Origin of the sequence: Marinomonas shanghaiensis, assembly GCF_003259175.1 — a bacterium.
GTDB classification, from domain to species: Bacteria; Pseudomonadota; Gammaproteobacteria; order Pseudomonadales; family Marinomonadaceae; genus Marinomonas; species Marinomonas shanghaiensis.
Genome location: NZ_QGOK01000011.1, coordinates 68,575 through 81,460, shown reverse-complemented (window position 1 = coordinate 81,460; position 12,886 = coordinate 68,575). Strand labels below are relative to the sequence as shown.

Sequence of the window (12,886 nt, the reverse complement as noted above, 5' to 3'; positions counted from 1 at the left end):
TTTTATGCCTAGCCCATACCAAGCACATTGTAGCGTACCGCAAGACGAATAAGCTCAACGTCGCTGTCAATATTTAACTTAGTAAAAATACGCGTACGGTAAGTGCTCACGGTTTTAGGACTGACATTAAGTTGCTCTGCGATTTCATTGGATTTTTTACAATCCACTATCATCTGAGCCACTTGCAACTCTCTGTCTGATAATTGCCCCAATGGTGATCCTTGACCATCAATAGAAAACTTAGACAAAGCCATTTTCTGAGCCACACCCTTAGAAATGTAATGCTCACCTTTAAATACCACTTGAATGGCTTCAAGCAATTCAGAGGTATTGGTGCCTTTGGTTAAATAACCAGAAGCCCCCGCCTCAAGCAGTTTGACTGGGTATAGGTTGTCATCTAATGCCGACAAAGCAATGATTTTAGTCTTAGGCAGAATGCGCTTTATTTCTTTGGTCGCCCCTAAACCACCGATTCCAGGCATATGCACGTCCATTAACACAATATCCGGCAACAATATTTTAGCCTGAATAATGGCTTCCTCGCCACAATGTACCACGCCCACGACCTGAACACCTTTTACATCCTGTAATACGCGACTAATGCCTTGGCTTACCACATCATGATCGTCAACAATTAATACTTTTAACATAACCGCCTCACCAAATTTTCTCACACCTCGTGTCGATTTCCACCTTACCTAGAATGAAACCGCCTATAGCATCCTGCTAATAAAAAATTATGTTATATAAGAAATAGAGAAAACGCACCGTTAATCTGGCAACTTTTTCGTATAGCCCATTTCTAAAAGCTTTTTCTGACTGATTTCGCGATAACGATTACGCACACCGGATCCATAAGTTTTTTGCGTGTAATACAACAATGGTGCGATTTGCGCCTCATCAACAGACAAGTCGTTAGCGATTTTACTGGCCAAATCTTTCACGGCAAGCGGCTGCTGATTTTCGATCATAATGACTTTCGGAATCACCAATCGCTCTCCAGCAATCACTCGGTCAACCGCTTTTAAATAACTTTGCTCGAAAAGCGGCCAGCTAACGCGCTCCTCTTCAGATTTGATTTTGTACCAGCCCACCTCCGAGCCGGCAAAAAAAACCGCTGGATGGCTCCATTTATACTGCAAAGGATCTGAACGACAAGCACACGCTTCAAGGTACGCAGAACGGGGATCAACTAAACCATAAGCTTTATAGGCCGTATTAATCAACTTTAAAAAATCAGCAATCGTCGGTGGCCAAGCATGAACCTCTTTAGTCCGTTCTACCGCATAAGCCAATAAGGGCTCTTGAAACCCTTTTAATGCAATCGCCCACTCACGCTTGGCTAATTTCACTTCATCAGTGGTGCTGTAAGCGGAGGCAAATTTATGGGTATAAATGGCCTTAAAACGCGCAAACAACATGTTCACTAAGACTCGTGTTTGCTGTTCTGCCTCTGTAGGACCTGATTCGCGAGCGGTTTGACCGCTGTTAGCGTAACCGCCAGAAGCAAACTCACCAGTCTGTGTCGTGGATGTTGTTGAGGGCGTCACTAACCTGTTCTCTAGAGGTTTTAGTAAATTTTGTACTGTCTGAGGTTCCTTCATATGAAGACCGATCCGATTGTTTGTATTGCCACTGACGTTTCACGTATTTGAAAAATTCGCTGTTCCAAGTTCGAACGTTTTTGCGTTGTTCTTTAATTCTTAACAAGAATTCTGTCTGTAGCGACAAGGCAAATTCTCGAGCGATGCCAGCTTGACCTATTTGTTCCAACGTTGCCTCTTCAGGCTGCCATTGATCGGGCTGTCGAGCACGTTCTTTCTGCTCCAAATACAAGTCAAAATCCGTGACACCTCGACGATCATTCACCACAGGCGGTGACGATGGCACATCATATTGCCGAACTGGCTGCTTCGCAGGATAACTTTTAGGCTGCGGCGTGAACTCTTCGTTTTTCTCTCGAGCAGCCCTGTGCAAACGATCCATTTTATTCATTAATGAGTCGTCTTTGTCTATCATTTGTGCTGCAGGCTTGACCGCTTGAGCCACCTTCTGAGGTGAAGACAAATGAATTTCTAATATTTCTTCTTGGCGCTGAAAACTTAATAGCTGACTGATTTGCAAGTTCGCCAATAAACGCATCAGCATTGGCACAGTCCAAAATGGTAACTGTGCACTGAGCCGATTCATTTCGACACGTAATACATGAGAGTTGACCAGATACGCTTGCTGCTTCAAAAAAGTCAGCAACACCGTTTCTTCTAAGCCAATCTGGGCTGCCATTGAAAATGATATCGGTAATGAATAGTCGTTATCCAACATAAATCTCGCTTTGCGCTTTGCTTTACATACCTAACACAACCGTTAGCCTAACAGTCTATCAAAAGCCGCCCCTATAAGCACGAGAACCTTCAATCAACTCGGTTCAAATACCACTCACAACCACTCGATTTTACTCTAATGCTTTACCCGTCATTCCTCATTAAAAAGCTTTGACAGCAGCCAAAGCCAGGCCTATGCTCAGAATAACAGTATGGCGATTAAAACACGTTAGATCTGTGCTAAATCCTATCTGTTGTTTGTTTGGCAAATGTTACTCAGGAGGAATGTAGTATGCACACTACCAAAATTTCTGGTCACCACGTCGACGTTACCCCAGCAATAAAAGAACACATTCATGACAAGCTCAGCAAAATAGCAAAACTAACGGACCAAATCACCTCGGTGAGCGTCACTTTACTCAAAGACAGCAAAAGTCAGAAAGCCGAAGCGAGAGTACATATTCCAGGCAAAGAAATATTTGCCGCGGCATCCTCTGAAGACAGACTATTTCATGCCATAGACGAAATGATTGAGAAGCTAGCAAAACAAATCGATAAACACAAAACCAAACAGTCTAGCGTGACACACAAAGCACTAACAACACACTAATAGAGAAAACCTTGTTTCGGTATCGTTAACACTTGTTATTACCATTCATCTAGGAAAAACACCGCCATGTTTGCGGTGTTTTTTTGTATTTGCCAGCGCAAAAAAACATTCAAGCTTGAAGTTTGGAACTTTCGGCTGCATATTAAGTCTATTGATAGTCTTAAACCCTAAAGGAGTAATCCCATGCGTTACACTGAAGCCCTTTCGACACACTCGTCACAAGCGGCCAACAAAACGCTCCGCAATACTTACGGACTGTTGTCGCTTACCCTTTTGTTCAGCGCCTTCACTGCGGGCATGAGCATGGCTTTCAACTTACCCCATCCTGGCCTTATTATCACGCTAGTAGGCTTTTATGGTTTGCTTTTCTTAACACATAAATTTAAAAACAGCTCTGCTGGTATTCTTTGTGTGTTTGCCTTGACTGGTTTTATGGGCCTTACCCTTGGACCTATCTTAAGTGCTTACTTAAGTTTGTCGAATGGTGCCAGCCTAATCATGAGCGCACTGGGCATCACAGGCCTGTCGTTTCTTGGCTTGTCGGCTTACGCCCTAGTATCAAAGAAAGACTTTAGCTTCCTGAATGGATTTATTACGGTCGGTTTCTTTGTCCTATTGTTTGCTGTTATCGCCGGTATCTTTGTAAAAATGCCAGCTCTGCAAATCTTTATCTCTGCTGGTTTTGCACTCTTCTCAGCGGCGGTGATTTTACTGCAAACTAGCCAAATCGTTCGTGGTGGTGAAACCAACTACATTATGGCAACAGTGAACTTGTATGTGTCTTTATACAACATGTTCCTAAGCGTTTTATCATTGCTTGGTATGGCTCGCGACGAGTAATTCCAAACAGCAATACGAAAAGGCCGCTGACTGCGGCCTTTTTTGTGTGTAAAATCAAGTCATTCGCGTATAAAGCTTATTTTAAAGGTCATTTTTTAATGCAATACACCCTGCTTATCACAGGCTCTCCCTATCAAACCAAGGCCTGCCATAGCGGTCTGCGCTTTATTAAAGCCGCCCTGTCAAAATACCCTGACAGCATAAAAGGTGTGTTTTTTTACGAAGATGCCGTGTTGATTGGCAGCCAGATAGCACAACCACCAAGAGATGAAATCAATCTCATGAAAGCGTGGCAAGACATAGCGCAGCAACATAACGTTCCGTTGTATTTATGCATCGCTGCCGCAGTAAGACGCGGCATTATTAACGACACTGAAAGTCGTCGTTATGAACTAGAGCAACACACCCTTGCGGAGCACTTCCAACTAGAAGGATTAGGCACGCTTGTTGATCTAATGAACACCACGAACAAAATCATTCAGTTTAGGTAACCCAATGAAACACACATTAATCCACCTAAACACCAGCCCATATGCCAATTTAGCCTGCAAAGAGGGTCTGGATCTGGCCTTGGTTTTAGCAACGTTTGAACAAGCTGTCGACTTATGCATTTCTGGCGCCGCTCTCGCACTTTTGACAGACAATCAGCAACCCACTGCTGAGCACGGTAAAAATCTTCACAAGCTACTAGCAGGGCTAGAATTTTATGACATTGAAAACCTCTATATAGAAAAAGCCAACACGTGGCTTAAAGACAGCAACATATGGCCAGGCGCCAAGCCACTTGAAGAGACCGAATGGCAGGCGCTGTTTTCACAATACCAACAGGTTTTCCGGTTTTAATCATGCGACTTCACCAAATAAATCAACTCGATTACTCTGTTACGTTAGAAAAAACGTGGCAAAACAGTTTACAAGCAGGCGACCAAATATTACTGATTGAAGACGGTTTTTTAAGAATTATTCAACAGACCAATGCCATGCAGACATTGCTCGAAAAAACAGGCACCGAACTTTATTATTTGCAAAGCGACGCACAGGCTTATGGTTTAACACCAAAATTAGGCATCGCGTTGTCAGATGATGAGTGGGTGGATCTCACCTTTGCGGCTGACGCAAACATTAGCTGGTAATCAATATGACCAATAGAAACCTAGCGCTTGATGAAGAAGGTTATTTGCTTAATTTACAAGACTGGACACCAGAGCTTGCCAATCAATTAGCCCAAGACGTTGACATTGAACTCACAGATGCGCACTGGGAAATCATCCACCTATTACGGGACTTCTACCAAGAATTCGAAGTGTCTCCCGCCATGCGCCCACTGGTCAAAGCGGTCAGTAAGAAACTAGGAGCGGAAAAAGGCAGAAGCATTTACCTAATGACTTTATTTCCCGGAAGCCCGCCAAAGTTAGCGGCAAAAATAGCCGGCCTTCCCAAACCTGCGAACTGCTTATAGACCGACAAGAAACCATGTAGGTCGGCCTTTAGGCCGTCAAAAGCCGATAACACCAAACCAACAGCCTTAACGCGCTAAAATTCGACCTACACAACCCCATAAAAAAACACCCACTATTAGTATTTACCGTACCATTCTAACTTCTTCTGTAAGGTCACAACCTCACCGATAATCAACAACGCTGGTGATTTCGCTTCATTCACAACGGACACGTCATAAACATCTTGGATGGTGGAAGTGAATACACGCTGCTCACTCGTCGTGCCTTTCTCAACAATCGCCACCGGCATGGACGGACTCATACCAAAACGAATCAATGACTGACTGATGTCTTTAAGCCCTGTCAGCCCCATATAAATAACCAAGGTTTGCGCAGGGTGAACCAACTCTTCCCAAGGCAAATCTGTCGTGCCGTCCTTTAAATGCCCCGTTAAGAAACGCACCGACTGCGCATAATCACGATGAGTCAAAGGAATACCAGCGTAAGCCGCACAACCTGCAGCAGCAGTCACACCAGGAACCACTTCAAAAGGCACGCCTTCATCAATCAACTCTTCAAGCTCTTCACCACCGCGCCCAAATATAAAAGGATCACCGCCCTTAAGACGCACCACCATGTGGCCTTCTTTCGCTTTGGCGGCCAGTAGGCTGTTAATTTCTTCTTGTGGTAGGCTGTGCAATGATTTGGCTTTTCCTACATACATTTTCTCTGCAGATTCAGGAATAAGTTCAATAATTTCTTTCCCAACCAAACGATCGTATAACACCACGTCCGCTTGTTTAAGCAGTCGATGCGCCTTTAACGTCAATAACTCTGGGTCACCTGGACCCGCACCAATCAAATAGACCTTGCCCGTCATAGTTTTCTGTTTTCCACTTCCTATAAAAAAAGCCTCTAAGAGGCTTTTTCATTTAAAACCGATCGCACTGGCGCAACAAAACACTCTAAAACAAAAGCCCTAGGCTTTTTTTAGCAATGTTTTTCCGCCCATATAAGGTACCAACACATCAGGAACACGCACGCTACCATCAGAATTTTGGTAATTTTCAAGCACCGCCACTAACGTACGACCTACTGCCAAACCAGAACCATTCAAGGTGTGTGCCAATTCTGGACGACCTGTCTCTGGATTACGCCAGCGCGCCTGCATACGACGAGCCTGAAAATCCCACATATTAGAACAAGAAGAAATTTCGCGATATTTGCCTTGACCTGGCAACCAAACTTCAATGTCGTAGGTTTTATGTGCTGAGAAACCTAGATCACCACCACACAGAATAACGGTACGGTAAGGCAACTCTAGCTTCTGCAAAATGACTTCTGCATGACCAACCAGCTCTTCAAGTACGGCTTCAGAACGATCCGGACGGCAAACATGCACCAGCTCAACTTTTTCAAACTGATGCTGACGAATCATGCCACGAGTGTCACGACCGTAGCTGCCCGCTTCACTGCGAAAACAAGGCGTATGGGCAACAAATTTTTTGTGTAAATCTGCGTCATTAAGTATCTCATCACGCACCAAATTGGTGACTGGTACTTCTGCCGTTGGAATCAAATAAAAATCGTTATTTCCGCTATCTTTATCTACTGGCACTTTAAACAAATCGGCTTCGAACTTAGGCAGCTGCCCTGTTCCTTTCAATGACGCCGCATTTACCAAATAAGGCACATAAACTTCTGTATAACCGTGCAAATCGACATGGGTGTTAATCATAAACTGTGTAAGTGCACGGTGTAAGCGCGCCAAGTCAGAATGCATGACGGCAAAACGAGAACCCGTGATTTTTACCGCCGCCGCAAAATCCAACATTTCCATGGCCTCACCAAGATCAACGTGATCTTTGACTTCAAAATCAAATTGCTTAGGCTCACCCCAACGACGAATCTCTACGTTGTCATCTTCAGACTTACCTTCCGGCACAGAGTCATGAGGAATATTGGGAATGCCTTCCAAGAAGATTTCAAAATCTTCTTGAGTTTGCGTCAGCTGCGCTTTCGCTGCTTCAAGATCATCACCCAAATTTGCTGTTTGTGCTTTTAGCTCGGCGGCTTTATCTTTATCGCCAGACTTCATCGCCTGACCAATTTCTTTGGATACTGAGTTGCGAGCTTGCTGCAGCTGTTCCGTTTCTACTTGAATGGCTTTACGACGTTCTTCTAAGGAAGAAAAGGTCGCCACATCCAACTCGTAGCCTTTCTTTTTAAGTTGAGCCGCAATGGCTTCTGGGTCGGCGCGCAAGGCTTTAATGTCTAACATCTCGGCAACAATATCCTTCAAACAGTGTATAAAAATAAATTAGGGGGCCTTCATTCAACCACAGAGATCAAAATGCGCGAGTTACCGTCATTCCGATCGCCAAACCAGCCACCCCTAAAATGCAGCTTAATAATAAATAGCTTACGGCACTTAGCCAAGCCTGCATATTAATAAGTGACACAATTTCCAATGAAAAAGTCGAAAAAGTCGTAAACGCCCCTAAAAATCCGACCATAATAAGTGGTCGATATGGCTCTAATGAAGGCATCCGCTCGCTTATCAAAACAAACGCCACCCCCATCAGCACGCTGCCGAGTACATTAATCAGCATGGTGGCAAAAGGAAAATGATGATGCCAATAAGTATTCACCCATTTGGTCATTCCATAACGACTCAGAGCACCAAAGGCCCCGCCAAAGGCAATCATAAAATACATCATGCAAATCTCTCTCACGTCTCTTTTTTTAAAACGGATACATCACAAAGAAGCCATTACACTAAGTATCATAGCGACGTTGTGTGCTTTGATCGTCCAAATCGGCTAACCAAGCCAGTTTGTCATTGATTTTTTTCTCTAATCCGCGATCTGTAGGATGGTAATATCGTAGGTTGGCTAATTCTTCTGGCATATAATTTTCACCCGCCGCATAGGCATGCTCTTCATTATGGGCGTAGCGATATTCATCGCCATGCCCCATGCTTTTTGCTAACGATGTTGGCGCATTACGCAAGTGAACTGGCACGTCATAACTGGGTTGTGCCGCGACATCAGACATTGCCTGATTAAAGGCTTGATATACAGCGTTGCTCTTAGGCGCACACGCCATATAGACGGCGGCTTGAGCAATCGCCCTATTACCTTCACCCGGTCCGACACGCTCAAAAACATCCCACGCATTTAAGCCAATTTGTAAGGCTCGCGGATCTGCGTTGCCAATATCCTCTGACGCTATTGCTAGCAAACGACGTGCAATGTACAAAGGATCACAACCGCCATCCAGCATTCGTGCCATCCAATACAAAGCACCGTCTGGGGAAGAACCACGAACAGATTTGTGGAACGCTGAAATTTGGTCGTAAAACACATCGCCTTTACGGTCAAAACGACGCACACTCCCGCCTAGCACGTCTTCCAACTGCTCTTGAGTCACCTTACTTCCAGGCTCGACAAGATCAGACAATATTTCTAAAAAATTCAGACCACGGCGGATATCCCCATCCGCTGCCTGCGCCAATACAGACAAAAAATAATCGTCTATTTGAAAGCCACTGTCTGGAGAGTACGCAGCAATCCCTTTTTCATGATCTTGTAACGCTCGCTCAAGCACTCGCTTCACATCTTCCACGCTTGGCGTTTTTAAGCGATAAACCCGCGCCCTAGACAACAAGGCTGAATTTAACTCAAACGCGGGATTTTCTGTGGTCGCACCGATAAACAAAAAGGTGCCGTCTTCAATGAAAGGCAAAAAAGCATCTTGTTGAGATTTGTTAAAGCGGTGCACCTCGTCAACAAACAATACGGTCTGAGTACCGCGCATTTGACGCAAATTTTTTGCCTGATCCACCGCCGCACGAATCTCTTTCACCCCAGACATCACAGCCGAAATTTCAATAAACTGCGCATCAAGGGCGTAAGATAGCAACTGAGCAAAAGTGGTTTTACCCACCCCAGGCGGCCCCCAGAGAATAAAGGAATGGCAATGACCTGTTTCAACCATTCGACGCAATGGTTTTCCCGGACCCACCAAATGCGACTGCCCGATGTAATCATCTAAACTGACCGGCCGCATTCTCGCTGCCAAAGGCTGATACGCCTTGGAAGGCATGTCCGAAAAAAGATCTTTCATTACTGACCTTCTACAATCACATCCACATTATCAGGCAAGTTTAAGATAAAGTTTTCTTTCGCGACACCTTCGTGTGTCTCAACGTTTTTAAACTCAATCACCGTCGTCTGGCCTAACGTATCCAAAATACTCATCGCACTGATCACTTGATTTCGGAAGGATAGAGTCAGCGTCTGAAATAGATCTTGGTTCTGTTTCGGCGTTAAGCGGAACTTTTCATCGCCCAGTGTCGCTACATTATAATGTGGCAACACATCAGCAGCGGGTTGACCCAACAAGGCTGCAGGAGAGTTTCCAACCGTACCCGACAACGGCTTTTTCGTGGCCTGCTCTAAGTCCACATCCCAAACCGTGATGTTTTTGCCATCAGAAATAATGCGTTGCGCAAAAGGCGTTACACTGTCCCAAACAAATTGATTCGGTTTAGCAAGGAGAAAAACACCTTCACTTACTTGTAATTGTTTGCCTTTTTCATCGTAAGTAACCTGTCGAAACTCACCTTCGATGTTTCGATTTAGCTCTAACAGATTTTCTATTGAGCCCGCCGCAACCTCTTCCGCTTGAGCACTGCCCATTTGCGCTGTAATCGCGATAACAAACATAATCACAGTGACGACTTTATTTAACAAAATTTTTCTCCACTAACACATTAAAAAGGCAGTGTTCCATAAAACAGAACCCAAAACCGACACATTTACTCTGGAATCAATATATCGCGCTGACCATTTGTCCCCATTGGTCCAACCAAGCCCGCCGCCTCCATTGACTCAACCAAATTAGCCGCCCTGTTGTACCCTATTTTGAGACGACGTTGAATAGACGAAATAGAAGCTTTACGCGTTTCAATGACAATTTTCACCGCTTCGTCATAAAGTGCATCTTTGTCTTCACCACCGCCGTCAGTCATTAAGTCTTCAGGATTCACAACGACATCCTGAATGTACTCTGGCTCCCCGCGCAGCTTCCACTCTTCCACCACCGCATGCACTTCTTCATCAGACACAAACGCACCATGCACTCGAATGGGTGTTGGCAATCCAGCAGGAAGGTATAACATATCCCCCATACCCAATAGCTGGTCTGCTCCCCCCTGATCAAGAATGGTTCGTGAGTCTATTTTTGAAGACACCTGAAATGCCATACGAGTGGGTATATTGGCTTTAATCAACCCCGTGATAACGTCAACCGATGGGCGTTGTGTTGCCAAAATTAAATGAATACCCGCAGCACGGGCTTTTTGAGCAATACGTGCAATCAACTCTTCCACTTTTTTACCAACAATCATCATCATGTCAGCAAATTCATCAACGATAATGACAATATAAGGCAAAGGCTCCAAATGCGGCACGGTACGCGCTACGCCATCCTCTGAAAACATAGCCATCTCAGGCTGCCATAATGGATCTTGAATGGGTTTACCCGCTTCAATCGCATCACGCACCTTTTTATTATAACCCGCAATATTTCTCACCCCTAACTTAGACATGAGCTTATAACGACGCTCCATTTCATCGACTGACCAACGCAAGCCATTAGCAGCGTCTTTCATGTCCGTAATCACAGGCGTCAAAAGATGTGGAATGCCTTCATAAATGGATAACTCCAACATTTTGGGGTCAACCATGATCATACGCACTTCATCAGGCGTCGATTTAAGCAGCATACTAAGAATCATGGCGTTTACACCAACCGACTTACCTGAACCAGTCGTACCGGCAACCAGCACATGCGGCATTTTGGCAAGATCGACCACCACTGGTTCACCGGAAATATCATGACCTAATGACAAGGTCAGGGGCGACGAGGATCTGTCATACGCATCACAATTAATCACTTCGGAAAAATACACGGTATCGCGAACCTGATTCGGAATCTCAATCCCGATAGTCGATTTACCCGCAATAACCTCTACCACTCGCACACTCATTACACTCAAAGAGCGTGCAAGGTCTTTTGCTAAATTGGTAATACGAGACACTTTCACACCAGGCGCAGGTTGAATTTCAAAACGCGTAATCACCGGACCTGGGTTCACTTCAACCACATCCGCCTTCACCCCAAAGTCTTGAAGACGTTGCTCCAATAATTCAGACAGTGCCAACAATTCGTCTTCTGAATAACCACCTTGCTTCGGTTTAGGTGTGGTCAATACCGAACGATCTGGCAAAGAATAGGTCTCTACTTTTCTTTTATTCTCCACCTCATCCGCATAGGGACCACTGAGCGAATCTAGCTGCTTTGCTTCAGACAAGGTACGAAACGCAGGTTTGTGCGCTGGCGGAATCATGTCTGCACTATCGTGCTGAAACAACTTGGCATCCGCTTGCTCTTTCGAGATGTCAAAAGACATATCGTCTTCGTCTTCCCATTCAACCGCCTGGGTCATAGTAGGCGGTTTAGGAGCCATCGTCTTATTTTGCTCTGTGTTATCAGGCTGATCAGACCAAGAATCCTCGATGTACAAAGTATCGCCAAAATGGATGTCATCGTCCTGTATGGACAAGTCATCTAGACCGCTAAATTCTGGCTCTGCGTGAGTGATAGCCACATCATTCAGTGTGTCGTCTGTCTTTATAGGTTTTGAACGTGAAAACAAGGAAGGCAAACGCAACTTGAATTTTTTATCCCCCTCATTATCACCATCACCTTCACGGTCGACTCGAGCGTCTTCAAATAACACGTTATCGTTGGATTGCGCAGTAGACGTCGCCGCATGTTTTGGCGTCTCAATAGCAGCCTTCCTTCTTTTACGAACAATCGCAGGCTCTTCCGCCTCATCCGCAAACGCTTCCACGATGTCTTTACGCGCATTAGATTTCATCTCTTTGCGATCAGCCCATTTATGGCGAACAAAGATCACAAAATTATAAGCTCTCTCACCAAGGCGATCCATCAGGTTTAGCCAATGTAACTGTGACAATAGGGTAAAAGATAAAATGACCAAGGCCAAACTGACCAGCGTGGCACCATCATAACCAATGAAGCCATAAAGCAGCTTTCCTAGACCGTGGCCCAGTATGCCGCCGGGGCCGTATTGCAAAGAATATTCGCCTACTGTGTGCAAAAAACACAGCACTGAGCCAAAGGACAAATACAGAATACTGCCTATCGTGCAAAGCAAAGCATTATTAAGCGGTAACAAAGAATGAGGGTTGCGCCATAAAATAATAGCCACCCAAATAAACAGCGGAGGTAAAGAATAAAACAAAGAACCAAAAAAACCCGACGCCAAATCCGCAATAACCGCGCCAATGGGCCCCATCGAATTTTGGATAGCACCACCACTACCGGAATAAAACCAGCCCGCATCTTGAGGGCTATAAGAATACGTTGCCAACGCGAAAAAAAACAATATTAGCAAAGCCGCAATAAACGCTGCTTGTTTGGCAAACAATTCCCAAATTGGTGATCGTACCGACTCACTCATTTCTTCTGACAAAACGCGCCTTCCTATCTTATGCTAATCAAAACAAACCACACTCCAAACAGCGGAGCCACAAGTTGGCTAAGCTTACCATAAAAAAAGCCAACCCAAAGGGCTGGCTTTC

At 44.9% G+C, this 12,886-nt stretch carries 15 protein-coding genes; 6 read left to right on the top strand and 9 right to left on the bottom strand.

From position 1 onward, the window contains the following. Positions 1-8: 8 nt before the first annotated feature. The 3 genes from DKT73_RS10070 to DKT73_RS10060 form a co-directional block, all read right to left on the bottom strand. A complete protein-coding gene (locus DKT73_RS10070; RefSeq protein ID WP_111638428.1) occupies positions 9-650 on the bottom strand; it encodes a response regulator in 642 nt (213 codons plus the stop codon). A 120-nt stretch (positions 651-770) separates the two neighbouring features. After that, entirely contained in the window at positions 771-1,550 is a 780-nt protein-coding gene (locus tag DKT73_RS10065; protein ID WP_232827837.1) for a replication protein P, read from the bottom strand. After that, positions 1,513-2,322, bottom strand: coding sequence for a DnaT-like ssDNA-binding domain-containing protein (locus DKT73_RS10060; protein ID WP_111638427.1), 810 nt, complete (start codon positions 2,320-2,322; stop codon positions 1,513-1,515). Before DKT73_RS10060 ends, DKT73_RS10065 begins: the two co-directional genes overlap by 38 nt. 291 nt (positions 2,323-2,613) lie before the next feature. Here DKT73_RS10060 and hpf point away from each other — a divergent pair, with 291 nt between their 5' ends. The 6 genes from hpf (at position 2,614) to DKT73_RS10030 (ending at position 5,230) form a co-directional block, all read left to right on the top strand. Then, entirely contained in the window at positions 2,614-2,931 is a 318-nt protein-coding gene (gene hpf, locus DKT73_RS10055; RefSeq protein WP_111638426.1) for a ribosome hibernation-promoting factor, HPF/YfiA family, read from the top strand. Between the two features lie 183 nt (positions 2,932-3,114). Then, positions 3,115-3,771 carry a Bax inhibitor-1/YccA family protein gene (locus DKT73_RS10050; protein WP_111638425.1) on the top strand — a complete coding sequence of 219 codons (657 nt, stop codon included), beginning with the start codon at positions 3,115-3,117 and terminating at the stop codon, positions 3,769-3,771. 98 nt (positions 3,772-3,869) lie between these two features. Next, positions 3,870-4,262, top strand: coding sequence for a sulfurtransferase complex subunit TusD (gene tusD / locus DKT73_RS10045; protein ID WP_111638424.1), 393 nt, complete (start codon positions 3,870-3,872; stop codon positions 4,260-4,262). Between the two features lie 4 nt (positions 4,263-4,266). Further along, positions 4,267-4,614 carry a DsrE family protein gene (locus DKT73_RS10040; RefSeq protein ID WP_111638423.1) on the top strand — a complete coding sequence of 116 codons (348 nt, stop codon included), beginning with the start codon at positions 4,267-4,269 and terminating at the stop codon, positions 4,612-4,614. Continuing rightward, positions 4,569-4,904, top strand: coding sequence for a DsrH/TusB family sulfur metabolism protein (locus tag DKT73_RS10035; RefSeq protein WP_232827836.1), 336 nt, complete (start codon positions 4,569-4,571; stop codon positions 4,902-4,904). The genes DKT73_RS10040 and DKT73_RS10035 overlap by 46 nt, the downstream gene beginning before the upstream one ends. A gap of 5 nt (positions 4,905-4,909) precedes the next feature. Then, positions 4,910-5,230 (top strand): TusE/DsrC/DsvC family sulfur relay protein, encoded by a 321-nt coding sequence (locus DKT73_RS10030; RefSeq protein ID WP_111638421.1) that lies wholly within the window; start codon positions 4,910-4,912, stop codon positions 5,228-5,230. Positions 5,231-5,346: 116 nt separating this feature from the next. Here DKT73_RS10030 and cobA read toward each other — a convergent pair whose 3' ends face one another. The 6 genes from cobA to DKT73_RS10000 form a co-directional block, all read right to left on the bottom strand. Further along, a complete protein-coding gene (gene cobA / locus DKT73_RS10025; protein ID WP_111638420.1) occupies positions 5,347-6,090 on the bottom strand; it encodes a uroporphyrinogen-III C-methyltransferase in 744 nt (247 codons plus the stop codon). 99 nt (positions 6,091-6,189) lie between these two features. Then, positions 6,190-7,491, bottom strand: coding sequence for a serine--tRNA ligase (gene serS / locus DKT73_RS10020; RefSeq protein ID WP_111638419.1), 1,302 nt, complete (start codon positions 7,489-7,491; stop codon positions 6,190-6,192). A 67-nt stretch (positions 7,492-7,558) separates the two neighbouring features. Continuing rightward, positions 7,559-7,930: a fluoride efflux transporter CrcB gene (crcB, locus tag DKT73_RS10015; RefSeq protein WP_111638418.1), complete on the bottom strand. Its 372-nt coding sequence runs from the start codon at positions 7,928-7,930 to the stop codon at positions 7,559-7,561. A 58-nt stretch (positions 7,931-7,988) separates the two neighbouring features. Then, entirely contained in the window at positions 7,989-9,338 is a 1,350-nt protein-coding gene (locus DKT73_RS10010; RefSeq protein ID WP_111638417.1) for a replication-associated recombination protein A, read from the bottom strand. After that, the gene (gene lolA, locus DKT73_RS10005; protein ID WP_232827835.1) at positions 9,338-9,967 is read right to left on the bottom strand and encodes an outer membrane lipoprotein periplasmic chaperone LolA; all 630 of its coding nucleotides are present in this window, start codon (positions 9,965-9,967) and stop codon (positions 9,338-9,340) included. Before lolA ends, DKT73_RS10010 begins: the two co-directional genes overlap by 1 nt. 65 nt (positions 9,968-10,032) lie before the next feature. Further along, positions 10,033-12,777, bottom strand: a complete 2,745-nt coding sequence (locus DKT73_RS10000) for a DNA translocase FtsK 4TM domain-containing protein (RefSeq protein ID WP_408631192.1) — start codon at positions 12,775-12,777, stop codon at positions 10,033-10,035. Positions 12,778-12,886: the final 109 nt, after the last annotated feature.